The 26,612-nt window shown below is 59.7% G+C and carries 29 protein-coding genes; 6 read left to right on the top strand and 23 right to left on the bottom strand.

What is annotated here, in order from left to right:
• Window positions 1-135: 135 nt before the first annotated feature.
• Complete coding sequence (prlC, locus tag IM267_RS19675) at window positions 136-2,178, top strand: oligopeptidase A (RefSeq protein ID WP_063865349.1); 2,043 nt, start codon at window positions 136-138, stop codon at window positions 2,176-2,178.
• 7 nt (window positions 2,179-2,185) lie between these two features.
• Window positions 2,186-2,938 carry a 16S rRNA (guanine(1516)-N(2))-methyltransferase RsmJ gene (rsmJ, locus tag IM267_RS19670; RefSeq protein ID WP_193034121.1) on the top strand — a complete coding sequence of 251 codons (753 nt, stop codon included), beginning with the start codon at window positions 2,186-2,188 and terminating at the stop codon, window positions 2,936-2,938.
• A 60-nt stretch (window positions 2,939-2,998) separates the two neighbouring features.
• Here the strand turns inward: rsmJ and uspA are convergent, their stop codons facing one another.
• Window positions 2,999-3,436, bottom strand: a complete 438-nt coding sequence (uspA, locus tag IM267_RS19665) for a universal stress protein UspA (RefSeq protein ID WP_003861223.1) — start codon at window positions 3,434-3,436, stop codon at window positions 2,999-3,001.
• A 282-nt stretch (window positions 3,437-3,718) separates the two neighbouring features.
• Here uspA and uspB point away from each other — a divergent pair, with 282 nt between their 5' ends.
• Entirely contained in the window at window positions 3,719-4,054 is a 336-nt protein-coding gene (gene uspB / locus IM267_RS19660) for a universal stress protein UspB (RefSeq protein ID WP_003861224.1), read from the top strand.
• A gap of 54 nt (window positions 4,055-4,108) precedes the next feature.
• Here uspB and pitA read toward each other — a convergent pair whose 3' ends face one another.
• On the bottom strand, window positions 4,109-5,608 hold the full coding sequence (pitA, locus tag IM267_RS19655) for an inorganic phosphate transporter PitA (RefSeq protein WP_193034120.1): 1,500 nt from the start codon (window positions 5,606-5,608) through the stop codon (window positions 4,109-4,111).
• 228 nt (window positions 5,609-5,836) lie between these two features.
• Between pitA and IM267_RS19650 the strand changes: the two genes are divergently transcribed.
• Window positions 5,837-7,036: an NAD(P)/FAD-dependent oxidoreductase gene (locus IM267_RS19650; RefSeq protein WP_193034119.1), complete on the top strand. Its 1,200-nt coding sequence runs from the start codon at window positions 5,837-5,839 to the stop codon at window positions 7,034-7,036.
• Window positions 7,037-7,122: 86 nt separating this feature from the next.
• Window positions 7,123-8,148 (top strand): TerC/Alx family metal homeostasis membrane protein, encoded by a 1,026-nt coding sequence (locus IM267_RS19645; protein WP_193034118.1) that lies wholly within the window; start codon window positions 7,123-7,125, stop codon window positions 8,146-8,148.
• Between the two features lie 83 nt (window positions 8,149-8,231).
• Here IM267_RS19645 and IM267_RS19640 read toward each other — a convergent pair whose 3' ends face one another.
• From IM267_RS19640 to IM267_RS19630, 3 genes are all read right to left on the bottom strand, one after another.
• Window positions 8,232-8,891 (bottom strand): HAD family hydrolase, encoded by a 660-nt coding sequence (locus IM267_RS19640; protein ID WP_074177577.1) that lies wholly within the window; start codon window positions 8,889-8,891, stop codon window positions 8,232-8,234.
• 106 nt (window positions 8,892-8,997) lie between these two features.
• Window positions 8,998-9,792: an SDR family NAD(P)-dependent oxidoreductase gene (locus tag IM267_RS19635; protein WP_063450000.1), complete on the bottom strand. Its 795-nt coding sequence runs from the start codon at window positions 9,790-9,792 to the stop codon at window positions 8,998-9,000.
• Window positions 9,793-9,824: 32 nt separating this feature from the next.
• On the bottom strand, window positions 9,825-10,706 hold the full coding sequence (locus IM267_RS19630) for a LysR family transcriptional regulator (RefSeq protein WP_107534139.1): 882 nt from the start codon (window positions 10,704-10,706) through the stop codon (window positions 9,825-9,827).
• Between the two features lie 99 nt (window positions 10,707-10,805).
• Here IM267_RS19630 and IM267_RS19625 point away from each other — a divergent pair, with 99 nt between their 5' ends.
• Complete coding sequence (locus IM267_RS19625; protein ID WP_193034117.1) at window positions 10,806-11,312, top strand: phenolic acid decarboxylase; 507 nt, start codon at window positions 10,806-10,808, stop codon at window positions 11,310-11,312.
• A 60-nt stretch (window positions 11,313-11,372) separates the two neighbouring features.
• Here IM267_RS19625 and acpT read toward each other — a convergent pair whose 3' ends face one another.
• The 18 genes from acpT to IM267_RS19535 all read right to left on the bottom strand — a co-directional run bounded on the left by acpT (window position 11,373) and on the right by IM267_RS19535 (window position 26,596).
• Entirely contained in the window at window positions 11,373-11,966 is a 594-nt protein-coding gene (gene acpT / locus IM267_RS19620; RefSeq protein WP_063865360.1) for a 4'-phosphopantetheinyl transferase AcpT, read from the bottom strand.
• A 2-nt stretch (window positions 11,967-11,968) separates the two neighbouring features.
• Window positions 11,969-13,198: a beta-ketoacyl-ACP synthase gene (locus IM267_RS19615; protein ID WP_193034116.1), complete on the bottom strand. Its 1,230-nt coding sequence runs from the start codon at window positions 13,196-13,198 to the stop codon at window positions 11,969-11,971.
• Window positions 13,195-13,926 (bottom strand): 3-ketoacyl-ACP reductase FabG2, encoded by a 732-nt coding sequence (locus IM267_RS19610; protein WP_193034123.1) that lies wholly within the window; start codon window positions 13,924-13,926, stop codon window positions 13,195-13,197. The genes IM267_RS19615 and IM267_RS19610 overlap by 4 nt, the downstream gene beginning before the upstream one ends.
• Window positions 13,920-14,393: a 3-hydroxy-fatty acyl-ACP dehydratase gene (locus IM267_RS19605; RefSeq protein WP_193034115.1), complete on the bottom strand. Its 474-nt coding sequence runs from the start codon at window positions 14,391-14,393 to the stop codon at window positions 13,920-13,922. The genes IM267_RS19610 and IM267_RS19605 overlap by 7 nt, the downstream gene beginning before the upstream one ends.
• The gene (locus IM267_RS19600; protein ID WP_193034114.1) at window positions 14,393-15,559 is read right to left on the bottom strand and encodes a beta-ketoacyl-[acyl-carrier-protein] synthase family protein; all 1,167 of its coding nucleotides are present in this window, start codon (window positions 15,557-15,559) and stop codon (window positions 14,393-14,395) included. The genes IM267_RS19605 and IM267_RS19600 overlap by 1 nt, the downstream gene beginning before the upstream one ends.
• Before the next feature lies 1 nt (window position 15,560).
• Entirely contained in the window at window positions 15,561-16,139 is a 579-nt protein-coding gene (locus tag IM267_RS19595) for a DUF3261 domain-containing protein (RefSeq protein ID WP_193034113.1), read from the bottom strand.
• Window positions 16,136-18,457, bottom strand: coding sequence for an MMPL family transporter (locus IM267_RS19590; protein WP_193034112.1), 2,322 nt, complete (start codon window positions 18,455-18,457; stop codon window positions 16,136-16,138). Before IM267_RS19590 ends, IM267_RS19595 begins: the two co-directional genes overlap by 4 nt.
• Complete coding sequence (locus tag IM267_RS19585) at window positions 18,426-19,031, bottom strand: outer membrane lipoprotein carrier protein LolA (protein WP_193034111.1); 606 nt, start codon at window positions 19,029-19,031, stop codon at window positions 18,426-18,428. The genes IM267_RS19590 and IM267_RS19585 overlap by 32 nt, the downstream gene beginning before the upstream one ends.
• Window positions 19,028-19,450, bottom strand: a complete 423-nt coding sequence (locus IM267_RS19580) for a thioesterase family protein (RefSeq protein ID WP_193034110.1) — start codon at window positions 19,448-19,450, stop codon at window positions 19,028-19,030. The genes IM267_RS19585 and IM267_RS19580 overlap by 4 nt, the downstream gene beginning before the upstream one ends.
• Before the next feature lie 3 nt (window positions 19,451-19,453).
• Window positions 19,454-21,145, bottom strand: a complete 1,692-nt coding sequence (locus tag IM267_RS19575) for a glycosyltransferase (protein ID WP_193034109.1) — start codon at window positions 21,143-21,145, stop codon at window positions 19,454-19,456.
• Window positions 21,136-21,486 carry a hydroxymyristoyl-ACP dehydratase gene (locus IM267_RS19570; protein ID WP_193034108.1) on the bottom strand — a complete coding sequence of 117 codons (351 nt, stop codon included), beginning with the start codon at window positions 21,484-21,486 and terminating at the stop codon, window positions 21,136-21,138. Before IM267_RS19570 ends, IM267_RS19575 begins: the two co-directional genes overlap by 10 nt.
• A complete protein-coding gene (locus IM267_RS19565) occupies window positions 21,473-22,822 on the bottom strand; it encodes an acyl-CoA synthetase (protein WP_193034107.1) in 1,350 nt (449 codons plus the stop codon). Before IM267_RS19565 ends, IM267_RS19570 begins: the two co-directional genes overlap by 14 nt.
• Window positions 22,815-23,375, bottom strand: a complete 561-nt coding sequence (locus IM267_RS19560) for a hypothetical protein (RefSeq protein ID WP_226848215.1) — start codon at window positions 23,373-23,375, stop codon at window positions 22,815-22,817. Before IM267_RS19560 ends, IM267_RS19565 begins: the two co-directional genes overlap by 8 nt.
• Window positions 23,376-23,385: 10 nt before the next feature.
• Window positions 23,386-23,637: an acyl carrier protein gene (locus IM267_RS19555; RefSeq protein WP_193034105.1), complete on the bottom strand. Its 252-nt coding sequence runs from the start codon at window positions 23,635-23,637 to the stop codon at window positions 23,386-23,388.
• An 11-nt stretch (window positions 23,638-23,648) separates the two neighbouring features.
• Window positions 23,649-23,906 (bottom strand): phosphopantetheine-binding protein, encoded by a 258-nt coding sequence (locus IM267_RS19550; protein WP_003861263.1) that lies wholly within the window; start codon window positions 23,904-23,906, stop codon window positions 23,649-23,651.
• Window positions 23,887-24,702 carry a 1-acyl-sn-glycerol-3-phosphate acyltransferase gene (locus tag IM267_RS19545; RefSeq protein ID WP_193034104.1) on the bottom strand — a complete coding sequence of 272 codons (816 nt, stop codon included), beginning with the start codon at window positions 24,700-24,702 and terminating at the stop codon, window positions 23,887-23,889. The genes IM267_RS19550 and IM267_RS19545 overlap by 20 nt, the downstream gene beginning before the upstream one ends.
• The gene (locus IM267_RS19540; RefSeq protein ID WP_193034103.1) at window positions 24,699-25,421 is read right to left on the bottom strand and encodes a beta-ketoacyl synthase chain length factor; all 723 of its coding nucleotides are present in this window, start codon (window positions 25,419-25,421) and stop codon (window positions 24,699-24,701) included. The genes IM267_RS19545 and IM267_RS19540 overlap by 4 nt, the downstream gene beginning before the upstream one ends.
• Window positions 25,422-25,546: 125 nt before the next feature.
• Window positions 25,547-26,596, bottom strand: coding sequence for an AI-2E family transporter (locus IM267_RS19535; protein WP_063865361.1), 1,050 nt, complete (start codon window positions 26,594-26,596; stop codon window positions 25,547-25,549).
• Window positions 26,597-26,612: the final 16 nt, after the last annotated feature.

Below are 26,612 nucleotides of genomic sequence, written 5' to 3'. Positions count from 1 at the left end.
GGTCATACAGCAGCGCCACCGGGCTCTTTTCGACAACGTCCGGCATTGAAATCCTCTACACTTAACCCCATTACTGAACAATATGCACAGCGCCGGATGCGCGCTTCATTCATCTATTTCAACAGGACAGCGTTTATGACCAATCCATTACTGACGCCTTTTTCGTTGCCACCGTTTTCTAAAATCCTCCCTGAGCATGTGGTTCCAGCCGTTACCCAGTCGCTGGACAACTGCCGCGCGGCGGTAGAAAGCGTGGTTGCGCAGGGCGCGCCGTACACCTGGGAGAATCTGTGTCAGCCGCTGGCCGAAGTGGACGACGTGCTGGGGCGTATCTTCTCCCCGGTGAGCCACCTGAACTCGGTGAAAAACAGCCCGGAACTGCGTGAAGCCTACGAACAAACCCTGCCGCTGCTCTCTGAGTACAGCACCTGGGTCGGCCAGCACGAAGGGCTGTACAAAGCCTACCGCGACCTGCGCGACGGCGACCATTATGCCGAACTGAACACGGCGCAGAAAAAATCGGTTGATAACGCCCTGCGTGACTTTGAGCTGTCCGGTATCGGTCTGCCAAAAGAGAAGCAGGTTCGCTACGGCGAAATCGCTGCGCGCCTGTCCGAGCTGGGCAATCAGTACAGCAACAACGTCCTCGACGCCACCATGGGCTGGACGAAGCTGATTACCGACGAAGCCGAGCTGGCGGGTATGCCGGAAAGCGCGCTGGCGGCGGCGAAAGCCCAGGCCGAAGCGAAAGAGCAGGAAGGCTTCCTGTTAACGCTGGATATCCCGAGCTATCTGCCGGTGATGACCTACTGCGACAACCAGGCCCTGCGTGAAGAGATGTACCGCGCCTACAGCACCCGCGCCTCCGATCAGGGGCCGAATGCGGGTAAATGGGATAACAGCCCGGTGATGGCGGAGATCCTCGCCCTGCGCCACGAGCTGGCACAGCTGCTGGGCTTCGACAGCTACGCGGATAAATCCCTCGCCACCAAAATGGCCGAGAACCCGCAGCAGGTGCTCGACTTCCTGACCGATCTGGCGAAACGCGCCCGTCCTCAGGGTGAAAAAGAGCTGGCCCAGCTGCGCGCCTTTGCGAAAGCCGAGTTTGGCGTGGACGAGCTTCAGCCGTGGGATATCGCGTACTACAGCGAAAAACAGAAGCAGCACCTCTACAGCATCAGCGACGAACAGCTGCGTCCGTACTTCCCGGAAAACAAAGCCGTCAACGGTCTGTTTGAAGTGGTGAAACGCATTTACGGCATTACCGCTAAAGAGCGTACCGATATCGACGTCTGGCATCCGGACGTGCGCTTCTTTGAGCTGTATGACGAGAAAAACGAGCTGCGCGGCAGCTTCTATCTGGATCTTTACGCGCGTGAAAACAAACGCGGCGGGGCGTGGATGGACGACTGCGTGGGCCAGATGCGTAAAGCGGATGGTTCCCTGCAAAAACCGGTCGCCTATCTGACCTGTAACTTCAACCGTCCGGTAAGCGGCAAACCGGCGCTGTTCACCCACGATGAAGTGATCACCCTGTTCCACGAGTTCGGTCACGGCCTGCACCACATGCTGACCCGCATCGAAACCGCCGGCGTCGCCGGTATCAGCGGGGTGCCATGGGATGCGGTCGAGCTGCCAAGCCAGTTTATGGAAAACTGGTGCTGGGAGCCGGACGCGCTGGCGTTTATCTCCGGCCACTATGAGACCGGCGAACCGCTGCCTAAAGAGTTGCTGGATAAAATGCTGGCGGCGAAAAACTACCAGGCGGCGATGTTTATCCTGCGTCAGCTGGAGTTCGGCCTGTTCGACTTCCGCCTGCACGCCGAGTTCAGCCCGGAGCAGGGGGCGAAAATCCTCGAAACGCTGGCCGAGATTAAAAAGCAGGTCGCCGTTATTCCAGGCCCAACCTGGGGACGCTTCCCGCACGCGTTCAGCCATATCTTCGCGGGCGGATACGCCGCGGGCTACTACAGCTACCTGTGGGCCGACGTGCTGGCGGCGGACGCCTTCTCTCGCTTCGAAGAAGAGGGGATTTTCAACCGTGAAACCGGTCAGTCGTTCCTTGATAACATCCTGACGCGCGGGGGTTCAGAAGAGCCTATGGAGCTGTTCAAACGCTTCCGTGGCCGCGAGCCTCAGCTGGATGCGATGCTGGAGCATTACGGAATCAAAGGCTGATTGCTACGTGAAGATCTGCTTAGTGGATGAAACGGGCGTCGGGAACGGCGCCTTATCTGTTCTGGCGGCCCGCTGGGGGCTGGAACATGATGAAGACAACCTGATGGCGCTGGTGATGACGCCGGAACATCTGGAGCTTCGCAAGCGCGACGAGCCGAAGCTCGGCGGGATTTTTGTCGATTTTGTCGGCGGCGCGATGGCGCACCGGCGTAAGTTCGGCGGCGGTCGCGGCGAAGCGGTGGCCAAAGCGGTCGGCATTAAGGGAAGCTATCTGCCTGACGTGGTGGATGCCACGGCGGGGCTGGGGCGCGATGCGTTTGTGCTGGCGTCGGTGGGCTGCCGGGTGCGGATGCTGGAGCGTAATCCGGTTGTCGCCGCGCTGCTCGACGACGGGCTGACGCGAGGCTATGCGGACCCGGAAATCGGCCCGTGGTTGCAGGAACGTTTGCAGCTGATCCACGCGTCAAGCCTGACGGCGCTGACGGATATCACTCCGCGCCCGCAGGTGGTCTACCTCGACCCGATGTTCCCGCACAAGCAGAAAAGCGCGCTGGTGAAGAAAGAGATGCGTGTGTTTCAGTCGCTGGTGGGGCCGGATCTGGATGCAGATGGCCTGCTGGAGCCTGCTCGTCAGCTCGCGACGAAGCGGGTGGTGGTGAAGCGTCCGGACTACGCGCCGCCGCTGGCGGACGTTGCCACGACCAACGCGGTGACCACCAAAGGGCACCGGTTTGATATTTATCCGGGGACGCCGGAATAAAAAAAGCCGGGTGGCGGCTTCGCCTTACCCGGCCTACATTCAGTGCCGCTTTTTTTGCACTTACTCGTCTTCTTCGTCACGCAGTGGAACAATCAGCATATCCACGTGAACGGTATTAATCAGCTGGCGCGCTGAGGACATCAGCTTGCTCCAGAAGTCCTGGTGATGACCGCAGACCACCAGATCCATATCGTATTTCTTAATCGCATCAACCAGCACCTGACCCAGATCGCCGCTACCGCTCAGGGTTTCAGTGATCGGATAGCCCGCGTTGGTAGAGAGCTCGCTCAGCGCGTGGTGAGTCTCTTCGGAGATGCGTTTCTGCATATCGCCGAGATTCACGTCGATCAGACCGGTGTAGAGGTCGGAGTAATTCACATCAACGTGAATCAGCGAAACTTTCGCGTTGTAGGGACGTGCCATGGATACGGCTTTGTCGACCAGCACTTTACTCTCCGGGGAGAGGTCTACCGCGATAAGAATGTGTTTGTAAGCCATAGTGTTACTCCTTCCTTAAGTTATCGATGACTAAATGGGAAAGCGTCGTCTGATGCTTTCATTACGGCCCAGTTAAACATATTTTTCAAGCTTTGGTGTTGATAACGATTAACCTTGTGGCAAAAAAATTAACGGATCTCCTACACTATTTAATGAGCCGTTCGGATATTAAAACGCGAACCGGATCGACTTTTAGTCATTCTTTCACTGAACTGTCTGTCAGGGCATTGGGGTGCGGTAGCTCAGGAGCCTTGCTTCGTGGGCGGACGCCGGGGAGGATGTATGATTAGCACCGTCGCATTGTTTTGGGCGTTATGCGTAGTTTGCATAGTGAATATGGCGCGCTACTTCTCATCGTTACGTGCGCTGTTAGTGGTACTTCGTGGTTGCGATCCGCTGCTTTATCAGTACGTGGACGGTGGAGGGTTCTTCACCTCGCATGGACAGCCCAGCAAACAGATGCGTCTGGTGGGGTACATCTATTACCAGCGCTACCGCGATCACCACGATGAAGAGTTTATCCGTCGCTGCGAGCGCCTGCGTCGTCAGTTCATTTTGACCAGCGCCCTGTGTGGCCTGGTGGTGGTGAGTATGATTGCACTGATGATTTGGCACTGAGCATAAAAAAAGCGGGCCAGTTTCCTGACCCGCTTTTTTGTCGCCTTCAGCCGGTTAAATCAGCTTCAGCGAAATCCAGTACAGACCGCCGGACAGCAGGATGGACGCCGGGAGGGTGAACACCCAGGCCATCAGAATGTTGGTCACGGTTTTACGCTGTAAACCGCCGCCGTCAACAATCATGGTACCTGCCACGGACGAAGAGAGTACGTGGGTGGTTGATACTGGCATACCGGTGTAGCTCGCCAGACCGATAGACACCGCCGCCGTCATCTGCGCGGACATACCCTGTGCATAGGTCATGCCTTTCTTACCGATCTTCTCGCCGATGGTGGTCGCCACACGACGCCAGCCAATCATCGTACCGATACCCAGCGCCAGCGCGACCGCCATGATGATCCAGATTGGCGCGTACTCAATGGTGTTGAGCATATCGCCTTTCAGTTTCTTCAGCAGACGTTTGTCGTCAGCAGTCACCTCTGGCAGCTTCGCGACTTTATCGGTCACGTCGGAGATGCAGAGCATGATGCGACGCAGCTGACCACGCTGTTCAACAGCCAGTTTGTCGTAGCTTTCGATATCGGCCAGCATGCCTTTCGCACGTTCCAGCGCGTTAATCGCGTTTGCCGGGTGGCAATGGAACTCGCCAGGTGCAGTCATTGCGCCAGAGTCAGGAGAAGGGATCAGCTGGTCTACGCCGGTCGCTTTCTTCAGCAGCTGAGGATGCTGCTGGAAGTACGTTTCAACGTTGTTTACCGCATCACGGGTACGGGTGATCTCGTAGCCAGAGGCGTTCATGTTAACCACGAAGCCCGCCGGTGCGACGCCAATCAGAACCAGCATCACCAGACCAATGCCTTTCTGACCATCGTTCGCGCCATGAGAGAAGGCCACGCCGATAGCGGAAACGATCAGTGCGATACGCGTCCAGAACGGCGGCTTTTTCTTGCCGTCTTTCTTTTCACGCTCTGCTGGCGTCAGGTGGATACGCGCACGTTTCTTCGTGTTGCTCCAGTAGCGACGCAGGATGAAAATCAAGCCACCCGCCACCACCAGACCCACGATAGGAGAGATGATCAGAGAGCCGAAAATGCCCAGTACTTTAGGCAGGTTCAGCGCATCAACAACCGAGGTACCGGTCATCAGGGCGTTGGTTAACCCAATACCGATAATCGCGCCAATAAGGGTGTGAGAGCTGGATGCAGGCAGGCCAAAATACCAGGTACCGAGGTTCCAGATAATGGCAGCAAGCAGCATTGAGAACACCATGGCCAGGCCATGACCGGAACTCACGTTAAGAAGCAGATCCGTTGGCAGCATATGCACAATGGCATACGCAACGCTCAGTCCGCCCAGGAGGACACCAAAAAAGTTAAATACCGCCGCCATAACGACCGCAAGCTGCGATCGCATTGCGCGAGTGTAGATAACCGTTGCAACTGCGTTTGCAGTGTCGTGGAAGCCGTTGATCGCTTCGTAAAACAGCACAAAAACCAGAGCAAGCAATAATAAAAGCCCGGTATGTAAATCCAGGCCGGCAAACAAATGTAGCATAGGACGTTACGCCATTTTGAGGACATGAACGCGGCGCATTATCCAGGACAAATGCGCAACGGGCAAAGTGAAATATAGACTTTTTTTGACATACCACCTGATTTGAGAAATGAGCCTGAAAGGATAATCTTTAAATATCAATGAAATGGCTTTGTAATATCTTTTTACGCTGGTGCGACCACTGAGGAAACTTTACAATCCGCGGCAGTTAACGAAGAGGATTTTGACGTGGAAAGGTTTGATGCCGTAGTAATTGGCGCCGGTGCGGCGGGTATGTTTTGTGCGGCAATGGCCGGACAAGCGGGTCGTCGCGTGCTGCTGCTGGATAACGGAAAAAAGCCTGGCCGCAAGATCCTGATGTCCGGCGGCGGGCGCTGCAACTTCACTAATCTCTATGTCGAACCGGCGGCCTATCTGAGCCAGAACCGTCATTTTTGTAAATCTGCGCTGGCGCGCTACACCCAGTGGGACTTTATCGAACTGGTGGGTAAATACGGTATCGCGTGGCATGAGAAGACGCTGGGACAGCTGTTCTGCGACGACTCCGCCCAGCAAATCGTTGATATGCTGGTGGCCGAGTGCGAGAAAGGCGGCGTGATCATGCGCCTGCGGACGGAAGTGCTCGAGGTCGCCCGCGACGAGCAGGGCTACACGCTACAACTCAACGGTGAAACCGTCAGCGCCGATAATCTGGTGATCGCCAGCGGCGGTCTTTCGATGCCGGGTCTCGGCGCCTCACCGTTCGGCTACAAAATTGCCGAGCAGTTTGGCCTGAAGGTGCTGCCCACCCGCGCCGGGCTGGTGCCGTTCACGCTGCATAAGCCGCTGCTGGAACAGCTTCAGACGCTCTCCGGCGTGTCCGTGCCGTCGGTTATTACGGCCGAAGACGGCACGGTATTTCGCGAAAACCTGCTCTTTACCCATCGCGGCCTTTCGGGGCCGGCGGTGTTGCAGATCTCCAGCTACTGGCAGCCGGGAGAGTTTGTCTCCGTAAACCTGGTACCGGACTGCGATCTGGACGCGTTCCTGAACGAACAGCGCGCTGCGCACCCGAATCAAAGCCTGAAAAATACCCTGGCAATGCAGCTGCCGAAGCGTCTGGTGGAATGTTTGCAGGCGCTGGGGCAGATCCCGGACGTATCGCTTAAGCAGCTGAACAGCCGCGAGCAGGAAACGCTGGTGGAGACGCTGACGAACTGGCGCGTACAGCCAAACGGCACCGAGGGCTACCGCACGGCGGAAGTGACGCTGGGCGGCGTGGATACAAACGAACTCTCATCCCGCACGATGGAGGCCCGCAACGTGCCGGGTCTCTATTTCATTGGCGAAGTGATGGACGTGACCGGCTGGCTCGGCGGGTATAACTTCCAGTGGGCGTGGGCCAGTGCCTGGGCATGCGCGCAGGCACTCGCTGAAAAGAACGTTTAATATTTATTGTTTAGCGTGCTGCGTCCTTAACGGGTCCACGCTTTTTATTGTCTGCATGGTGTTTTGTCTTCTTAAAAGGGTTGTCTATGTCTGCTGCTCATCTCGGTTTCCCGACGGAAACCGTTGTTGTCTTTGTGGTGATGGCCGTTGGGGCGATGTTTATCGACCTCTTCATGCACCGTCACGATAAACCTATCTCGCTGAAAAGCGCGGCTATGTGGTCCATCTTCTGGGTCATGATGGCCATGGCGTTTGCCGGCTTCTTATACGTGCACCACGGCGCAGAGATGGCGAGTCTGTTCCTTACCGGCTATGCGCTGGAAGAGGTGCTCTCCGTCGACAACCTGTTCGTGATGATGGCGATCTTCGCCTGGTTCGGCGTGCCGGATAAGTATCGCCACCGCGTGCTCTACTGGGGCGTGCTGGGGGCGATTGTGTTCCGCGGGATTTTTGTGGCCATCGGCACCAGCCTCCTGAGCCTAGGGCCGTACGTTGAGGTCATTTTTGCGCTGGTCGTCGGCTGGACGGCGGTGATGATGCTGAAACGCAATGAAGAGAGCGATGAAGTCGATGATTACTCGAACCATCTGGCGTACCGCCTGGTAAAACGCTTCTATCCGGTCTGGCCAAAAATCAGCAGCCACGCGTTTATCCTGACCCAGAAAGAGGTGGATGCCGAGCTGGAGAAGCCTGAAAACAAGGATGTGATGGTAGGTCGCGTGAAGAAGGCGAAGCGCTACGCGACGCCGCTGCTACTCTGCGTGGCGGTGGTAGAGCTGTCCGACGTGATGTTCGCGTTCGACTCCGTTCCCGCTATCATTGCCGTCAGCCGCGAGCCGCTGATTATCTACAGCGCAATGATGTTCGCGATCCTCGGCCTGCGTACCCTCTACTTCGTGCTGGAGGCGCTGAAGCAGTATCTGGTGCATCTGGAGAAAGCGGTCGTGCTGCTGCTGTTCTTCGTGGCGTTCAAGCTGGGGCTAAATGCGACCGACCACTTCTGGCATCACGGTTATAACATCGGTGCCACGGCAAGCCTGTTTGTGGTGCTGGGGGTACTGGCGCTGGGGATTATTGCGAGCGTGATGTTCCCGGGGAAACGTGAGGCCTGATGTACCGCCCGGTGGCGCTTCGCTTACCGGGCCTACGATTGGGTTGTAGGCCGGGTAAGGCGCAGCCGCCACCCGGCAAAAGGCTACCTTATTGGTGAATTTCGGCGCTTGCTCGGGTGATGGAAATGGCGCCAGTGCGGATCCTGCGCCGCCGCCAGCAGCTCGTGGTCGCCACGGGTGTCGCCCCATGCGCGCAGGTGATACGCGTTCAAATCCCCATACACCTTCTCCAGCCTCGCCACCTTCTGCGCACAACGGCAGTTATGGCCGGTGATTCGCCCGGTCAGCTTACCGTCCTTCACTTCCAGCTGCGTGCCAATCAGCTTAATGCCGAGCTTATCGGCCCACGGCTGCAATACCAGCGCCGGGGAGGCGGAACAAATCGTCACTTCCGCACCAGAATTGACTTCGTTGGCGACGGCCATGACCCCTTCCGGGCGCATCAGCTTGCTCCAGTATTTTTCACAGAAGGCTTCCGCCTGCTGACGTAACCAGTGTTCATCCACGCCCGTCAGGAAGGTTTTGATCAGCACCTCTTTCAGTTCATCACGCGTCAGCTTGCGGCGCACGCAGTGCAGCGTAGGCAGGGCCATGCGCACCAGTCGGCCAGCAAAGTAGCGCTTGCCAAAGGCAAAGCGCAGGAAAGGAATAAAGCTGTCGTGGTGCGTCAACGTACCATCAAAGTCAAAGACAGAGAGCACGCTGGACTTCGCCACGGCTTCGTCGGCAATCATATTGGTCATAAATACGTCTTAGCTGAAATACACATTCTGTTCACTAGTTTACCTGCTTTACCTTCGCAGTCCTTCTATCCGATCTCATTTTTTCTCGAACCTGTGGCCTGACGGGTCAAACGATGTCATCCACTACGCCACCGTCAACGCGCAGCGCCGCGCCGGAAGTCGCGGAGGCCTGCATCGAACAGACGTAAACGACCATGTTGGCCACTTCTTCCACCGTGGCGGCGCGCTGAATCACCGAGCTGGGGCGATTCTCCATCACGAACGCTTTCGCCAGCTGCTCCAGCGATTTGCCGGTTCTCTCGATCTCGTCCTTCATCATCGCGGCAAAGCCGTCCGACATCGTCGGGCCCGGCAGCACGCTGTTCACCGTGACGCCGCTGCCTGCCACAAACTTCGCCAGACCGCGCGCCAGCGAAAGCTGGGCTGTTTTCGTCACGCCATAGTGGATCATATCCGCCGGAATATTGCAGGCCGATTCTGACGAGATAAACACCACCCGACCCCAGCCTTTTTGCACCATGCCGGGCAGCAGGGCGCGGGAGAGGCGCACGCCGGACATCACGTTGGTTTGCCAGTAGCGTTCCCAGGTCTCGTCGTCGGTGGAATAAAAATCCTGCTGACCATAAATCCCGGCGTTATTCACCAGAATATCGACGTGCGTGGCAACCCTGAGCAGTTCGTCAACGCCCTCCTGCGAGCTCAGATCGGCGATGGCGGCACGGACCTGCACGCCAGGCACCACCTGCTGTAAAGCCTGAATGCCTTTGTTCACCGAGTCGATGCTGCGCCCGTTCACGATCACCTCCGCACCGCTCTCCGCCAGCCCGCGGGCGATGGCAAACCCTATACCGCCGGTGGACGCGGTCACCAGCGCCACTTTTCCCGTTAAGTCGATTTTCATCGTTCGCTCCTTGTCGTCTTCTGGTTCAAAACTTAAAGCGTAGCAGGTGACGATGACGGATCCTGCTTAAAAAGGCGCAACAACGTCTCAACCTGCTCGTCCAGCGGGCTGAGGGAGCGTTTGACGATGAGGTGCAGCGGCGTAGCGCGACGTACGCCGTGGCTGAGCGGCAGAGTTTTGAGGATGCCTTGCTGGAGCGGGGCCTGAATACGTTCTTCCGGTAGCCAGCCGTATCCAACCTGATACATCACCGCTTCGATCGCGGCATCAATGGTTGAGAAGGTCCACGACTCCCCGGCGGGGCGAACGGTGGGCTGGCTGTCTGCGATCTGAATGCGCGGCCACGGGCGTAACGTCTCGTCATTAAGCGGTGTATCCAGCGCGAACAGCGGGTGCGCGTGATGCGCAACGGCAACAAAATCGATATTCATCAGCCATTCGCCCAGCCCGGTGACGTCCTGGCGGCGGGTTAAGACCATCACGTCGGCTTCATCATTGAGCGCGTCCGCGCGGCTGTTTTCCAGCACCTCGGTGAGCCGCACCTGCGTTTGCGGATACCGCTGCTGAAACTGCCGCAAAATAGCGAACAGCCGGCTGCGCGGAAAAATACTGTCTACCATCAAATCGATACGGGTTCGCATCCCGCTGCGCAGGGTCGCAGCGCGGGTTTCAACGTAGGCGAAGGCTTTCAGCAGCGGCTTCACCTGATTCAGCAACAGCTCACCCGCCGGGGTCAGCACGGCCCGCCTGCCTTCCGTCATTAAAAGCGCCACGCCAAGCCGTTCCTGCAACAGCGACAGGTTATAGCTAACCGAGGACTGGCTGCGGTGCGTCTCTTCTGCTGCTCTGGCAAAGCTGCCAGCCTCGACTACTCTCTCCAGCAGGGCCCATTGTTCTAGCGTCGTCTTATGCATGATTAATCTAAATTTTGGATGAATTTGATTCAAACATAGCGTTATTCATTCATTTTTTGAAGGGTTACGATAGTTTCATCAAAACAAAGGAGACATCTTATGAACACCTTCGACAAACATGACTTAAGCGGCTTCGTCGGCAAACATCTGGTTTATACCTACGATAACGGCTGGAACTACGAAATTTACGTCAAAAACGAGAACACGCTCGACTACCGTATTCACAGCGGTCTGGTGGGTAATCGTTGGGTGAAAGATCAGCAGGCGTACATCGTCCGCGTCGGGGAGAGCATCTATAAAATTTCCTGGACCGAGCCAACCGGTACCGACGTCAGCCTGATTGTGAACCTGGGCGACAGCCTGTTCCACGGCACCATTTTCTTCCCGCGCTGGGTCATGAACAATCCGGAAAAAACCGTCTGCTTCCAGAACGATCACGTTCCGCTGATGAACAGCTACCGTGATGCCGGTCCGGCCTATCCGACTGAAGTAATTGATGAATTTGCCACCATCACCTTCGTTCGCGACTGTGGTGCTAACGATGATACCGTGATTGCATGTGCGGCCAGCGAGCTGCCAGCAAACTTCCCTGAAAATTTGAAATAAGCTTCGCAACGCGTTAAATGCACATCGGCCATTTCGGTATTAACCGGAATGGCCGTTTTTTTATGCCGCAGAGGTACCGCAATAAGCGATTGATTCTGCCGTCAGGGTGAAGGGGGTAGGGGTACAGACCGCCAGGCTCAGCGAGCCGAAGCGTAGCTGGCTGACCGGAAGCGACTGGGCGGTGCTGTCAATGCTGACAATCTGCCACGCGCTGCCGCCACGCTGCTTGACGATGGCCTCTTTGCGCGTCCAGATGCGCCAGAAGGCGGAAAGCTGCTCTTCCGGCGCTTCTCGTTCCAGCTCGGCATGTTCGGTAAGGCTGAAGACGGCATTCGCCAGCGCCTGCCAGTTCGAACGCGGCCGAATCGCTTCAATATCGCAGCCAACTTCACCTTCATCGCTCAGCAGCAGGGCAATGTCGTCCCCGCAGTGGCTCAGGTTAAACCACAGCGGATGACCGTTAGCGAAGGCCGGTTTCCCCTGCTCGCCGTAGATTATCTCGGGAAGCGGAGAAGGGGATAAGGTTCTGGCGAGCAGCGTCCGGCCTGCAAGCCAGGAAGCGTGTCGCGCACCCTGAGGTGCCATGTCTGCGAGCGTTGACGCCAGCGGGTCCGCGCTAAGGGTGGAGATCTTTCCCAGTACAAACTGGTACATAGTTACGCCCAGCGTTTAATGATTATCGAGGTATTGATGCCGCCAAAGGCAAAGTTATTGCTCTGTATAAATTCGCAATCAATCGGGCGGGCTTCCCCCATAATATAATCTAAAGCGCCACATTGCTCATCCGGTTGTCTTAAATTGAGCGTCGGCGTGAACCAGCCTTCCCGCATCATGTGCAGGCTCAGCAGCGCTTCCAGCGCACCGCAGGCGCCCAGGGTATGACCGAAATAGCTCTTTAAGGATGAGATGGGCACGCTGTCGCCGAAAATGGCGGCGGTCGCCTGACTCTCGGCGATATCCCCGCGATCGGTTGCCGTGCCGTGGGCAGAAATGTAGCCAATGTCCTGAGGGCTAAGGCCCGCCATCGCCAGCGACTGCTCCATACACACCTGCATGGTTTCACGCTGGGGTTGGGTGATGTGCGCCGCATCGCAGTTAGTGGCAAAGCCTACGATCTCGCCATAAATTGTCGCCCCGCGGGCTTTGGCATGATCCAGCGCTTCCAGCACCAGCGTGCCCGCCCCTTCGCCAATCACCAGACCGTCGCGCTGAACGTCAAACGGCGACGGCGTGGTTTTCGGCGCGTCGTTACGTTGGCTGGTGGCAAACAGGGTATCGAAAACTGCCGCTTCTGACGGACACAGCTCTTCCGCACCGCCCGCCACCATCACCGTCTGGTAACCGTGACGAATCGCTTCCCAGGCATAGCCAATTGCCTGGCTGCCGGAGGTACAGGCGCTCGAGGTGGGGATCACCCGTCCGCGCAGGCCAAAGAACAGCCCGGTGTTCACCGCCGTGGTGTGCGGCATCATCTGCACGTAGGTGGTGCCGGTGATGTTGTGGGTGTGCTTTTCCGTAAGCATGGAAGCAAACTCGCTGACCGGCCCGGTGCTGCCCGTCGACGAGCCGTAGGCGATCCCGGTCTGACCGTTAGTGAGCACCGCGTCGTCAATCAGCCCTGCCTGCTCAAGCGCCAGCTCGGTGGCACGGGTAGAGAGCAGCGACACGCGGCCCATGGCACGTATGCGCTTACGGGTATAGTGAGCGGGGAGCGCGAAGTCTTCAATCGGCGCGGCGATCAGGGTTTGCAGGCCGTCATACGCCTGCCACTCCGTCATGGTGCGCACCGCATTTTCATACCCGCGCAGACGGCACGAGATGGTCGGCCAGTCCTCGCCGAACGCGGTGACGCCGCCCATGCCCGTAATCACTACCCGACGGGTCATAGCATGCCTCCGTTAATTGAAATTACCTGACGCGTCACATAGCCCGCTTTATCCGACATCAGGTAGCTCGCCAGCGCGGCGACTTCCTCGGCCTGGCCCATACGCTGCATCGGGATCATCGACATCGCCGCGTTCAGCGCGGCTTCGTCCATCTCGATCATGCCGGTATCAATCAGCCCCGGCGCGATGCAGTTCACGGTGATTTTACGTTTTGCCAGCTCGGTGGCGAGCGCTTTGGTGGCGCCGATAATCCCGGCTTTGGCCGCGCTGTAGTTCACCTGCCCACGATTGCCCATAATGCCTGACACCGACGACAGGGTGACGATCCGCCCGCCTTTGCGAGTGCCGATCATCGGCATAATGCAGGGATGGATGACGTTATAAAAACTGTCGAGATTGGTGTGGATCACGCTGTCCCAGTCATCGTCGCTGAGCGCCGGAAACGCGCCGTCGCGGGTAATGCCGGCGTTACTGACCACGCCATACCACGCGCCGTGGTCCGCGATTTCCTGTTCCAGCACCGTGCGGCACTGCTCGCGGTTGCCCACGTCGAAGGTGAGTAAACGGCCCGCGCCGCCCGCCCGGAGTATTGCCTCCAGCGTCGCCTGCGCGCCCGCTTTATCGCGATGGTAATGTACGCCGACGGTAAAACCGTCCGCCGCAAGCTGAAGGGCGATAGCGCGGCCAATGCCTTTGCTGGCACCGGTGACCAGTACGGATCTCATGATGGGGTTCCCTGGTTGAAAAGTGTGGTTAATTCATCTTCGCTCGGCTGGAAGGTGTTCACCCGGCCCGTGGCGAGGGTGGCGTTATCCGCGCGAATGCTGCACTCGAAGCTGCCAAAGCGTTCATCCTGCATCAGGCGTTCGATGGTGATGGTCAGCCTGCTGCCTGCGGCAAAATGCCCCGCGCTGCACACCAGCTCGCGCGCGCCGAGCACCATACCGAGCGCACAGTGCGGCAGCCCTTTTTGCATCCGGTGCCACTCGGACCAGACGCCCACGGTCTGGGCCATCAGCTCCAGCGCAAACCAGCCGGGCAAGTTGCCGTTAGCGTCCAGAAACGGTGCCAGCACGCCGCGATCGTTCACCATCACGCAGCAAACGGCGCTGTCATCGGTGACGCTCTCCACGCTTTCGAGCAGCAGCATCGGCGTATCGTGAGGAAGATAATCCCCGGGGGGTAAATAGCGCATCACACTCTCCCCAGCAGAAGGCAGGCGTTGTTGCCGCCAAACGCGAAGGAGTTCGACAGGATCGTCGGTTTTTTCAGCGGCGCGGCCCGGTGCAGCAAGCCGCAGGCGGGCAGCGTGTCGTCCGGCGCGTAGCGGGAAAAATCCTGCGGCGGCAGCGGCAGGTCACGGGTCAGGATCAGCCAGCTCAGGGCGGCTTCGACGATCCCGGCGGCCCCCAGCGTGTGGCCGGTGAGGTGTTTCGTGGAGCTGCACGGTACGCGGTCGCCAAAGAGGTCGTGGATGACCTGCGCCTCAATGCGATCGTTAAGCGGCGTGGCGGTGCCGTGCAGGTTGATATAGCCGACGTCCGCCGCCGTCATGCCCGCCTCGTTCAGCGCCTGGGTGATGGCGCGGATCGCCCCTTCACCCTGCGGATGCGGGGCGGAAATATGGTACGCATCGCTGGATTCTCCCGCGCCCAGGAGCGCAATCTCGCCCGGCTCGCGGGTCAGCACCATCAGTGCCGCCGCTTCACCAATGGTGATCCCCCGACGGTTGCGGCCAAATGGCTCGCACAGGGTCGGGGAGAAGGATTCCAGGCTATTGAAGCCGTTGACCGGCATGCGGCTCAGGCTGTCGGCCCCGCCGACGATGGCGACGTCCACCAGCCCAGCGTCGATCAGGCGACGACCGCTGACGATCGCCCGCGCGCTGGAGGAGCAGGCGGTCGAGATGGTATACGCCGGGCCGTCCAGCGCAAGCCAGCTGGCGAGAAAGCGCGACGGATCGCCCAGCTCCTGCTGGGGATATTGCCACTGCGGGCTGCGTTCGCCGTTCTGCGTGCGCCGCACGTACTCATCACCCTCGTCCAGGCCGGAGGTGCTGGTGCCCAGCACTACCGCCACGCGGTCGCGCCCCACGCGCGCAATGGCCGCATCAACGGCAGGCCGGATTTGCGCCAGCGCCGCCAGCAGCAGCTGGTTGTTGCGGCTGCGGTGGGCGGAAAAAGGCTCGGGGATAGGGGGGAGCTCACCCTCCACGCCCCCCAGCACAGCCTCCGGCAAGCCCTGTAGCCAGCCCGCACGGTGGCGCATTCCGGGGGCCACACCGGCGGTAAGGTTCGCCGCTATTTCATCAGCCGAGTTGCCGAGCGCGTTGACCATGCCAACGGCAGAAAGGTAAATCATCTCAGTCACCCAGATATTGAATGGTGATGTGGTAGTGAAAAGCGTGCTGCGCAATGCTAATCGGTTCGCGCTTGCCTTTGCGGTTCAGGTAGACAATCTCCGTGACCAGTTTGCCATCGGGATTGCGCAGTTCGCGTCTGGTGTCAGTATCGTTCAGCGTCCAGCCTTTCGGCAACTGCGGCTGCCAGGCGCTGAGCGGCCAGTGGCTCAGCATCACGTCGGCCAGCACCTGGCTGGCGGGCGGCAGCTGCGGCATCACAACCGACTGCTCGGTGTGGATCCCGGTATCGTCGTAGGTGGCGAGAAACAGGCGGATCCCGACGGAGGAGAGGCCCGCCAGCGTCACTTTATCGCCGTCGGCGTTCAGCATCACCAGCAGCGACTGGGTCTGGCCTTTAAAGCTGCCGGTAAGCAACTGCTGCGCGCTGATGGCAGGCGTGATCCCCGGCGGCGGCAGCGTGACGCGTGTGCCCGGCTCTAGCCAGGCCTGAGGGAGCGCGTCATCGCGATTCGTCGTATGGCTACACCCCGCAAGCAGCAGGGCCATCATTACTGCCGCCAGGCGAATAAAACGGATCATGGAGAGTTCTCTTTGTTAGTCGGCATCGCCAGCGGGGCGAGCAGGAACGCGGTGAAGATACCGCTCACCAGCACAATGCCAAAGCTGCTGATGGCCTGAGTGGTGCTGAATACCAGCATCCCCAGCGTCAGCAGGGTGGTCAGCATGGCGAGGGTAATCGCCAGCATGGAAGTCAGCGGCGTGCCGCGCGGGTTGCTGAAAAACAGCGTGTAGTTGATGCCAATGCCGAGAACCAGCACCAGCGCCAACAGGGAAAACAGGTTCACCGGATGGCCCGTCACGGCCAGCGCCGCCAGCCCGCCGCCCAGCGACAGTACGGACGGCACCAGGGCCACCAGCCCTTTTCGCCAGCCAAGACGCACCATCGCGCCGCAGGCAATCACCGCCAGCGCCACGCCCAGAAGCCCCGTCAGCAGCGAGCGGTAGAGCGAAAACAGGCTGTCGAAGCGGGCTTTACGATCGACCCAGACAACCCCCGGTTGGCGGGCGGCCAGCTCGCCGAGCGCGGCGCTGTTCCTGACGCCATCGACCGGGACCAGCACACCGCTTTTGCCGTCCGGCAGCGTCAGCCACAGCAAACGCCAGCCCTCGCTGGCCGGGCTGGCGAGCCACGCCTCCACGCTGACAGGCATGGCGTTCAGGTTCGGTTCACTGGCCTTCAGCCCCGTGCTTTGCAGCATTTTCGTCACCGTCGGCGCGGCGTTGCGCAGAAGATGCAGATCGCTTTTCTGTCGTGCCAGCGAGTTCAACGGCAGGGTGCGCCAGCGGGTAAATTCACCGGCTTTTTGCGCCTGCGCCAGCGCCGGGGTAAACGCCTCCAGCCGCTCCAGCGTTTCCTGCGCCGACGCGCCGTACACCACGAACCACTTCTGATCGACGTTCTGCCCGGTCAGGGCGGTGATGGTTTTTTCCTGCGCCAGAATATCCTGCGGCAGCGCCTGAAGCTGGGCGATATCGTCGTCGACCCGCAGGCTGGCGATTCCGATGGTGGACAGGAGCGCCAGCGCGACCGGCAGCCCGACGGAGAGGACTTTACCGTCGCGCCAGGCGTTCAGCCAGCGCTGCATCATCCCGCTCAGCGGGACCGGGCGAACCGGCATGCCCCGGCACAGCCACGGATGCCAGAAAATCACCGTCAGGCACGAGGCGCTCAGCCCTGCGGCGGCGAAGACCGCCATCTGACGAATGCCGGGGAAGGGGGCCAGCATCATGAAGAGATATGCCACGACGGTGGTCAGCAGCGCCAGCAGCAGCGCGTTACGCACCTTCGCCAGGCTTTGCCAGGGCGACTGTTCCGCGCCGTGCACCATCCGCTCCGTGAGGTAGTAAATCGTATAGTCCGCCGAGATACCGATGATGCTCATGCTCATCACCAGCGTCATCAGGTGCAGCTCGCCAAACAGCAGCAGCGTCGCGACCGTGCCCGCCAGCGCGCCTATGCCAATAGAAAGCAGGCTCAGCAGCAGCGGACGCACGGAGCGGAACACTAACACAATCAGCAGGATCACCCCGAGCACCGTGGCGACGCCGAGCGTGGAAATATCTCTTTTGGCCTGCTGGCTGGCGTAATCGCTGTAGAATACCGTCCCGCGCGAGAGCAGCTGCGCCTGTGGAAACTCGGCTTTCAGCGTCTGCTGCAACGCGTTTAGGGTGGTCACCCGCTGGCGGGTTTGCTGCATATCGAACGAGGAGCCCGCCAGTTCGCCGTGCAGCAGATACCAGTAGTTCCCGTCCGCGTCTTTTGTCACCAGCCAGCCGTCCATCAGCTGCATCTTCTGGCTGTTCTTCGCCAGCGCGAGCTGCGCGCCGCGCATCAGCATCAGCGGATCGTTTTGCAGCTCCCTGCCGCTCACGCCGGAAAAGGCGGAGTAGAGCTGGGAGAGGATCCACTGTGCCTGCGCTTCACCGCCGTTTTGCAGGCGTGCGCGGGTGGCCGGATCGACCAGGCCATTGCGGTGCTGCCAGAAGAAATCCCCCCAGGCCTGTTGCCCGGCGGCGTCCAGCGGCCCTTTTACGACGCTCAGCGCCTGGCTGTGTTGCAGCAGGGTCAACCACCGTTGCGCCACGCGCGGGTCCGGCTGTTTGCCGGGGCTGACCAGCCAGATGAGCTGGCGGTCGAGGCGCTGTATAAATCCGTCGTTGAGGGCGGGAGGGATCGCGCCGAGCGTCTGTTTCGGCAGCATGGCGAGCACGCTGCTGTTCAGCCGCGCGCCGGGCAGCAGCGACAGCAGTACGCCCAGCAGGATCAGGCATACCGTGGCCCACAGCAGCGCCGGGCGCAGAGGTTTACGGTGCGGCAAAGCGCTGGCGTTCTGCATCGGTCAGGCGGGCGGGCGTGAGCTGGTGGCGGGAGAGCGCGATATCCGTCGTATCGCCCTGCTTATCGTTCAGGCGAATCGACTCCAGATAGATCGCGCCCTTCAGATCAAGGGAGGTGAAGATCTTATCCAGCGGCGTGGTGGTGGGCGTCAGCACCAGCGACCAGCGGCCTTCGCCCAGATCTTTGAAATCGATGCGGAAGTTCTCTTCCAGCACCTTGCGGTCGGCCTGGAACAGTGCCCGCAGCAGGTGGTTGAACTGGAACATCTGGGGGTTAGTGTCAGCGGTAAGGGTCTGCGGTGGCTGACCGTTAACGCTCTGCACCATCCGCGTGTCATCCAGCAGCAGGGTCATCGAAAACGGCGTTTTTTGATCCCACAGCAGGCCGCTGTCGCGGGCGATCAGCATCTCCCCCTGCGAGCGCAGTGGCTGAGGCATGTCTTTGATGGTACGGATCTGTTCGAAGTGCGCGCGCACCACCGGTTGCTCCGCAAACCGCTGTTGCAGTTCATCCAGCGTTATCGCGTTCACCAGCGGGCTTATCAGCAGCGCAAGCAGCATTATCCATTTCATGGCGCGATCCCCATGCGTTCGAACAGAATGGCCGGGCTGACAAAGCACATCTCCCGGCTTGTTTCTTCCACCGCTACCTGAATGGTGTAGCCGGTGGTGGTGCGTTTCCCGGTTTGCGCGTCGAAGATTTGATAGGCGATGCGCAGACGGTTTTCATACTCCTCAACGTGGGCGCGGACGCGAATGCGCTGCTCGAAGGTCACCGCATCGCGGTATTTCACACGGGTATCTACCACGGGCCAGACGTAGCCGGACGCTTTCATCTGGCGATAGCCGTAATCAAACTGGTTGAGCAGCGCTTCGCGGGCAATCTCAAAGTAACGAAAATAATTGCCGTGCCACACCACGCCCATCATATCGACGTCGTGGAACGGCACGGTGATTTCAACTTCAGCCGTAAAGCGGGGATCGGTCAGCACCCTTTACTCCTTCTCGTTGACCTCTGGCAGCTGCCAGAAATCGAAAAAATTAAACCAGTCGAGCGGCGACATGAGCGCGTAATGCTCCAGCCGTTGCGCATAGCAGTCGACGGTCTGCTGTAGCGCCTGCTGGCGTTCGCCGCGCGGCAATAGCAGCGGGTCGGCAAACGGCTCGCAATGCAGGGTCAGTTTCCCCTGCTGGCAGAGGGCAAAAATCAGCACCACCGGGCAGCGCAGTATGGACGCCAGAATAAACGGTCCCTGCGGGAACGGCGCGGGCTGGCCCATAAATTCGCTCCATACCACCCGCCAGCTGCCGCCGCGCTGCGGGGTGACGGCGATGCGATCGCCGACGATAGCCACCCATTCGCCGCGATCGAGCTTCTCTTTAATGAGGATGGCGGTATCCGGGCCGATGTCGGTGACCGGCATCAGGTGAATGCCCGCCTGCGGCGCCATCTCCTCCATCACCTGCTTAAAACGTCTGGCGTTGTCGCTAAAGACCAGCGCGTTAATGGTTTTCGCCCCTTCGCGCTGGGCCAGCGCCCGGCAGGCTTCCACATCGCCAAGGTGCGACGCGAGCAGCAGTTTGCCCCGTGGGTCATCGAGACCGAGCGCCTCCTGCGCGCCTGGTGCGAAGACCAGATCGCGATGAGGCTTCATTTCGCCGCGCCAGCTGGCCACTTTGTTCAGCATGGCATGACCGAAGCGCAGGAAGTGGGAAAAACTGTTGAGCCGCGCGGGTGGCGTCATCTGCCGCTGTGCCATCACCGTTTTAACCCGCGCCAGCCACTGGCGGGATGCCCGGCGTGCAGAGCGGGCAGTCAGCCAGTAGACGGCCGTAACTGGCCACAGCAGGACGGTGAACGCCTTTCGTCCCAGCAGCTGCCAGACGCGCAGCATCAGGCGCATGCCCCACAATCCTTTCACCTCCTGCTGTTGCGCCCAGTGCTGCGAGCGGCGACGCATCAGCAGCGTGGGCATACGCGGCAGCATGCCGAGAAACAGGCGGGCATGCATCAGGGAGATGCGCATGTTGTCTTTCAGGGCATCGAAATGGGACACCCCGTCCGGCGGGTAGGTCACGCGGGTGGGCAGAAAATAGCTGTTATTGCCCTGCCAGTAGAGGCGCACCATCACTTCGGTATCAAAATCCATCCGCCTGCCGAGCGGCGTGGTTGCCGCAAGTTTCAGCACCGGCGCTATCGGATAAACGCGAAACCCGCACATGCTGTCTTTCAGTTGCAGGGAGAGGGTTTCAATCCAGACCCAGACGTGGGTTATCCAGCGTCCGTACAGGCGCGAACTGGGGATCGAGTCATCGTAAACGGGCTGCCCGGAAATGAGCGCATCGGGATGGCGTTCGGCCAGCGCCAGCAGTCTGGGAATGTCTTCGATAGCGTGCTGACCGTCAGCGTCGACCTGAACGGCGTGGGTGAAACCGCGCGCTGCGCAGGCTTCCAGCCCCCGCATCACCGCCGCGCCTTTGCCGCTGTTTTCTGCCAGCCGCAGCAGCGTGACCTGCGGACGATCCGCCGCCAGCGCTTCAAGCGTGCGGCGGGTGGGTTCATCGCTGCCGTCGTCCACCACCAGACAGGGCAGATCGAACGGCGCGAGGCGCGTCAGCACTGAAGCCATCATCGCCCCGTGGTTGTAGCACGGAATAAGCACGCAGGGGCGGAAGGTTACTGACATAAGCGAATCTTCCCGCTACTGGCGGTGTGGCGCTCGCTGCCCGCGTGGCGCTGATAGCTGAAGGTCAGCATCTGGCGTTCGGGTTGCCACGCCAGGTGCAGCGTGACCGTATTCTCCGGCAACAGCGGGGCAGCGAACTTCACGTTCTGAATACTGTGAAAACGGTAGCCCGGCGCCAGCGCGGCGGCGTAGTGCATTACCCAGTCGAGCTGCGCCACGCCGGGCAGCAGTGGCTGTACGGCGAAATGCCCCCTGAACCAGACCAGAACGGGGTCGAGATAGAAGGTTATCTCCAGATGCCCGGGTTCAGGCTCGCGGCGTTCGATTTCAGGGATCTTCATGAAACAACTCCTGTAGCTGTGCAGTCACGCGCTTGTTCATGCTGTTGACCGGGATTTCATCAACGATCCGCCAGTAGCGCGGCACTGCAACCGGTTCAAGCCAGGGGCGAAGGGCGCGACGCCAGGCGAGCTCCTGCGCTTTTTTGCCCTGTTCATCCCGCTGCTGACGCGCGGCGTCGTTCAGCACCAGCAGCACGCCAATGCCCTGACGCCCGCCGCGCGTGACCGTCAGCGCAGCGGCCTCACGGATGCCGTCCAGCGCCAGCAGGCGACGCTCAATTTCATCGAGCGAAATGCGTTTATCTTCAATTTTGACCACCCGGCCACGGCGCCCAACGAGGTTGAACCGCCCGTCAGCGGTGAAGTGCATGATGTCATCCAGCACGATCCCCTCCGCCTCGGGGATCAGCGGCGATGTCACGCGATCGCCATGAAACGTTACGCCGGTGAAGGGCTGCCAGCGCGTGCTTTCCTCCTGACGGTAGCGCCAGGCCATAACCCCCGTTTCCGTGCTGCCGTAAATCTCATCCGGCCAGACGTTGAGCCAGGCCTGAACTGCGGTAACCGCCTGCCAGGGCAGCACGCCGCCGGCGGAAAAGAGGAGATCGACGGGAGGCGGCATCAGCGACGCGTCCAGCCGCTTGAGGAACGCCGGGCTGCTGATGAAAAGATAGCGTTTATCGCCTGGAAGAGCAGCGAGCTGCTCGACATAGTTGAGCAGGCTGGCGTACAGCGGCAGGCCGAGCGCCATGGGTAAGACGACACGAAACGTCAGGCCATACAGGTGGTGCAGTACTACCGAAGCCACGACGTGACGGCCCGCCAGACGATCGCCAAAATGCTCCGCCAGCAGACGGGCTTCACGATCGAGGCTGATCACCGGCTTACTCACCCGCTGCGGCGCGCCGGTCGAGCCGGAGGTGTACAGCTCGATCGTGCGCATCTCGTCGATGGCAGGCAGCGGTGAAGAGGTATGGCCTGCCCGCTGAGCAGAAGCCACCCGCAGCTGTCGCCCCTGAAAATCGAGCGCGCTGTCGCTCAGCACGCCGCTGAACAGCCCCCGCTGCTCCTCAAGCTGCGCGCCGCGGGTGTGGCCCGGAAGGACTGGCGTTTTGCCCGCGTGCAGCGTCGCCAGCAGCGCGACGATAAACAGATAGCCATTTTCAACGCACAGCGCCCAGCGCTCGCCCTCTTCATGGCGCAGCGTGTCGACCAGCCAAGTGACGTCGTGGCGCAGGTTGCCGAGCGTCCAGAGGCGCTCCCCGCACCAGGCGATGGGGGTGTCGTCAGGACGCGGCGCGTTCAGCCACTGGCCAAGCGGAAGAGGGTTAAGCATCGTTTTTCATCACCCGTTGTCGCACCAGCCACTCGCAGGCCATCAGCGTGCCCATCAGGAGATAGGCAATCATCCCGTTCCACAGCGTCCACAGGCGGATATCGGCGTGAAGCACGGTAAACAGCGCGATCGCCCCGTTGATAATAAAAAAGCCGCACCAGACTTGCGTAACCCGGCGCGTGTAGCGTACGCCGACGGGCGAGAGAGCCGGCTCACGCAGGCGCGCCAGCCGTTCGACAACAGGCATTGCCGTCCACAGCGAGCCGCCAAACACCGCCAGCATGACCAGATTCACCACCACCGGATAAAACAGTACCCACTGATGCGCATGCAGGACGTAGCTCGCCGCGCAAAGCGCCACGCCAGCCAGCGCCACGCTCACGAACAGATAACGCAGGGGGCCGCCCTGACGGCGAGCCTGGCAGACGCGCAACAGCAGTATCAGCGCCATCACGGGCAGTATCCCGTGCAGGCTATTATTCGCCAGCCCGAAGCCGATCAAAAACGGCCATGCCAGCAGCGTCAGCCCCGTCAGGACGGGAAGGATCGGCATCGAACGCACGTTACGCGTCGCGCTGAAGCTGTTCCACAACGTTCACGACGTCCTGCACCGTGCGCACCGCCTTAAAGGTTTCAGGCTTGATTTTATGGCCCGTTTTCTTTTGCAGGTGCACCACCATATCGACGGCATCAATGCTGTCGAGGTCCAGATCCTCGTAAAGCCGCGCCTCAGGGGTAATGTCCTCCGGGGCGATTTCAAACAGCGTAATAAGAAGCGCAGAGACTTCCTGATAAATCGTTTGTTGTTCTGTCATGGCGGTCATTCTCAGGCGCGTTGTTGATGGATAAAAGCCGCGAGCGTGGCAACGGAATAGAAGTGCTGACGCATCTCGTCACTTTCGGCAGAAAGCACTACGCCGTATTGATTTTTCACCGCCAGCCCCAGCTCAAGGGCGTCGATTGAGTCCAGACCCAGCCCGTCGCCAAAGAGCGCGGCGTCCGTATCAATATCCTCTGGGGTAAGTTCTTCCAGATTCAGCGTAGAGATAATGAGATTCTTAATTTCAAGATAGAGCGCTTGCATCTTTCGTTCCTGACAAAGATTGAAGACCGGTTGTTAACTGATGCTGCATATGCCGGTTTAACTGCCTTGCCGCCAGCGCGGGCTCGTGCTGACTCGCATCATAAAAATCATGAATGTTGATGCGTTCGCGAACATCCACGGTGAAAACAGGTTTATTGGGGGGAACGTTATACCAGCTGCTCTGTTTATCCAGCATGCGTTCGCTACAGTGGATCACCACTACGCGCACGGCGCTGTTGCAGCGAACGGCGATATTCGCCGCCCCGCGTTGCAGGGTAATGGCTTCTCCCACCCGGGTGCGGGTGCCTTCCGGGAAGATAAGCAGGGTGTCGCCCTGGGCCAGACGCTGCTGGCTTGCGGCAAGCAGCGTGTCTGCTTCGCTGTTAATCAGATAGTCAGCCGCGCGGATCACGCCGCTGACGAACGGGTTACGCAGCAACGCGCTTTTCACCAGACAGTCGGTTTCGTTCATCACCGAAGCCAGCAGGACGTAGTCCAGCAGCGAAGGGTGATTCGCAATCACCAGACAGCCCCGCTCGGCGCGCAGAACGTCCAGGTTGTTGAAACGGTAATCCAGCACCCCTACCCCGCGTACCACGGCGAGGAACAGGCGAAAACTGGCGGAAATCGTGCGGCGTGCCAGGCGGCGGCGCTGAGTGCGGTCGCGCTGGAAAATCAGCAGCAGGTTAAACCACACCAGCGACAGCGTCAGCCCGCCGAGGCCAAACAGGACGAAGCACAATCCGGTCATCAGCATGCGCCATACCCGATTGAGGCGGGAAAGTAACCCACTCATTGGCGCGTCCATTGCCACAGCAGACGCTCGCCCGGCAGGGTAAACTGGCGCGCGTCGCGCAGGTAATGGCGCAGAAACTGGAGGCTTTGCGGCAGCGCGGGCTCTTCAGCCGTGCGGTTGGCGCGCGTTTCACAGCTGAGCGTTTCTCCGGCCTCAATCACCAGCGCCAGCGCGTAGGGCCAGACGGGCATCTGCGGCGGCAGCCCGGCGTGATAAAACGCCGGCAGCAGGCCGTCGAAATCCACCAGCAACACGCGGGAGTAGCCCGCATGCAGCAGGCTCAGCACCTCGCATAAGCTCTGCTGGAAGGTATCCATACCGGCGGAAACCGATGAGGAGACGACAGGCTGGCGTGCGGCGATGGTGAGATTGCCGACCGCCGAGTTGTGTACCGACATGGCAAAATCAGTAGGGGACACGGGCTGTTCTGCCGCCAGGGCCTGGAGAATACGGAAATTGCGTTCCAGCTCCCCGTGACGGCTGGCGTAGACGACGGCCTCGATGCGGTGTTTGCGCAGCATCATCAGGCCAAGATCAACGGCCAGCCTGCTGCCTGAATTAAGGCGGCGGGCAGTCATCATGGGCAGATCGGTCAGTTTCGCCAGCGGTGCCGCGGGATCGATAGCGTCAAACCCGCGTGACCATGCCTGCCATGCTCCGGCATCGCTGAGTCCTGGCGCTCTTGCCTGCCAGTCGATAATGGTAAGTGTAAATTTCATCTACGCGCGTCCGCGATAAACCTGTTTCTGTGACTTTTTCTTCGCCAGCGCGATTTTCTGCGCACATCGTACAATGTTGTCGTCGCGCTGGCGAATAAACGTCACTTTTAACCCTTTTCACCCGGTTATCCCGGCAAACGGCTTTTTGGCCTACCCGGCCCCAGCAGAATGGCGAGTTTACTGCCTCCTTTGGTGGTTTCCATCCAGATTTTACAGACGCTGGTGAGCGGTACGGAGAGCAACATGCCCACCGGTCCCAGGAGCCATCCCCAGATCAGTAATGATAAAAACACCACCATCGTCGACATGCCCAGGCGGTGGCCCATCATGCGCGGTTCGAGAATATTGCCCAGTACCATGTGCACGACAAGGAACAGCGCCCCCACCAGCATGCACTCATAAAAACCGTTAAAAAGGAACGCCTGGATCATCGGCGGGACGGCAGAAAGCACCGCGCCGATATTGGGCACGTAGTTCAGTAAAAACGCCAGCACGCCCCACATCAGCGCGAACTGCACGTCCAGCAGTACCAGCCCCAGCCAGACAATCACGCCGGTCCACAGGCTAAGCAGGGTTTTCAGCGCCAGATATTTGGACACGCCCTTCAGCGCGCGGTGCAAGCCGGCAATATGGATCTGCGGATTGTTCAGGGCAAAACGCAGCTTGTACGGCACGTGGCGCACTTCGAACAGCATAAACACCACCGTCATCACCAGCAGCAGAATGCTGGCCATCGCCCCGGAAAGCCCGGTCATTAACGTGGTGGCGTAGGTCATGACCTTCTCGGAATCCATCCGGCGCAGCATTCGCTCCGGTGAAATATGCAGATTAACGAACGGCATCATTCGCTGGAGATCGACCAGCTTGCGCGTCAGCTCTTTATTGTACTGCGGCAGCATAGTGGAAAATTCACTCAGCGAGGCGGCGAGCACGCCGAACAGCGCCGTCAGCACAATCAGCATTACGATAACCACAATGGTGATGGCGACCGGGCGGCTGATGCCCCGGCGTAAAAACCATGTCACCAGCGGGTTGAGGACGATGGCGAAAAACAGCGCCAGCAGAAGCTGAACAATGATATCCGCTGCCGCGTGGATACCCGCAAGGATAACCACCAGGCAGGCGAGTTTGAGTAAAATATGAAGTCCGGCTTTATCGGGCGGGCTGGCAGTCATAAGAATTCCTTTTTCC

This window comes from Enterobacter cloacae complex sp. P15RS (assembly GCF_014895905.1).
Lineage (GTDB): Bacteria > Pseudomonadota > Gammaproteobacteria > Enterobacterales > Enterobacteriaceae > Enterobacter > Enterobacter quasihormaechei.
Note: the sequence above shows the minus strand (reverse complement) of the source record. Positions and strands in the feature narration are given on the sequence as shown.

Excerpts from the sequence above, each read along its gene's own strand:
- IM267_RS19575 (WP_193034109.1), bottom strand. The coding sequence starts at position 21,145 with ATGTCAGTAACCTTCCGCCCCTGCGTGCTTATTCCGTGCTACAACCAC.
- pitA (WP_193034120.1), bottom strand. The coding sequence starts at position 5,608 with ATGCTACATTTGTTTGCCGGCCTGGATTTACATACCGGGCTTTTATTA.
- prlC (WP_063865349.1), top strand. The coding sequence starts at position 136 with ATGACCAATCCATTACTGACGCCTTTTTCGTTGCCACCGTTTTCTAAA.
- IM267_RS19540 (WP_193034103.1), bottom strand. The coding sequence starts at position 25,421 with ATGAAATTTACACTTACCATTATCGACTGGCAGGCAAGAGCGCCAGGA.
- IM267_RS19590 (WP_193034112.1), bottom strand. The coding sequence starts at position 18,457 with ATGCAGAACGCCAGCGCTTTGCCGCACCGTAAACCTCTGCGCCCGGCG.
- IM267_RS19560 (WP_226848215.1), bottom strand. The coding sequence starts at position 23,375 with ATGCCGATCCTTCCCGTCCTGACGGGGCTGACGCTGCTGGCATGGCCG.
- IM267_RS19595 (WP_193034113.1), bottom strand. The coding sequence starts at position 16,139 with ATGATCCGTTTTATTCGCCTGGCGGCAGTAATGATGGCCCTGCTGCTT.
- acpT (WP_063865360.1), bottom strand. The coding sequence starts at position 11,966 with ATGTACCAGTTTGTACTGGGAAAGATCTCCACCCTTAGCGCGGACCCG.
- IM267_RS19640 (WP_074177577.1), bottom strand. The coding sequence starts at position 8,891 with ATGACCAATATGATTGCCGACGAAGCCGTGGCGAAGTCCAGCGTGCTC.
- IM267_RS19535 (WP_063865361.1), bottom strand. The coding sequence starts at position 26,596 with ATGACTGCCAGCCCGCCCGATAAAGCCGGACTTCATATTTTACTCAAA.
- uspB (WP_003861224.1), top strand. The coding sequence starts at position 3,719 with ATGATTAGCACCGTCGCATTGTTTTGGGCGTTATGCGTAGTTTGCATA.
- IM267_RS19570 (WP_193034108.1), bottom strand. The coding sequence starts at position 21,486 with ATGAAGATCCCTGAAATCGAACGCCGCGAGCCTGAACCCGGGCATCTG.
- IM267_RS19625 (WP_193034117.1), top strand. The coding sequence starts at position 10,806 with ATGAACACCTTCGACAAACATGACTTAAGCGGCTTCGTCGGCAAACAT.
- IM267_RS19605 (WP_193034115.1), bottom strand. The coding sequence starts at position 14,393 with ATGCGCTATTTACCCCCCGGGGATTATCTTCCTCACGATACGCCGATG.
- IM267_RS19585 (WP_193034111.1), bottom strand. The coding sequence starts at position 19,031 with ATGAAATGGATAATGCTGCTTGCGCTGCTGATAAGCCCGCTGGTGAAC.
- IM267_RS19615 (WP_193034116.1), bottom strand. The coding sequence starts at position 13,198 with ATGACCCGTCGGGTAGTGATTACGGGCATGGGCGGCGTCACCGCGTTC.
- IM267_RS19550 (WP_003861263.1), bottom strand. The coding sequence starts at position 23,906 with ATGCAAGCGCTCTATCTTGAAATTAAGAATCTCATTATCTCTACGCTG.
- IM267_RS19565 (WP_193034107.1), bottom strand. The coding sequence starts at position 22,822 with ATGCTTAACCCTCTTCCGCTTGGCCAGTGGCTGAACGCGCCGCGTCCT.
- IM267_RS19645 (WP_193034118.1), top strand. The coding sequence starts at position 7,123 with ATGTCTGCTGCTCATCTCGGTTTCCCGACGGAAACCGTTGTTGTCTTT.
- IM267_RS19555 (WP_193034105.1), bottom strand. The coding sequence starts at position 23,637 with ATGACAGAACAACAAACGATTTATCAGGAAGTCTCTGCGCTTCTTATT.
- IM267_RS19635 (WP_063450000.1), bottom strand. The coding sequence starts at position 9,792 with ATGAAAATCGACTTAACGGGAAAAGTGGCGCTGGTGACCGCGTCCACC.
- IM267_RS19600 (WP_193034114.1), bottom strand. The coding sequence starts at position 15,559 with ATGATTTACCTTTCTGCCGTTGGCATGGTCAACGCGCTCGGCAACTCG.
- IM267_RS19545 (WP_193034104.1), bottom strand. The coding sequence starts at position 24,702 with ATGAGTGGGTTACTTTCCCGCCTCAATCGGGTATGGCGCATGCTGATG.
- uspA (WP_003861223.1), bottom strand. The coding sequence starts at position 3,436 with ATGGCTTACAAACACATTCTTATCGCGGTAGACCTCTCCCCGGAGAGT.
- IM267_RS19630 (WP_107534139.1), bottom strand. The coding sequence starts at position 10,706 with ATGCATAAGACGACGCTAGAACAATGGGCCCTGCTGGAGAGAGTAGTC.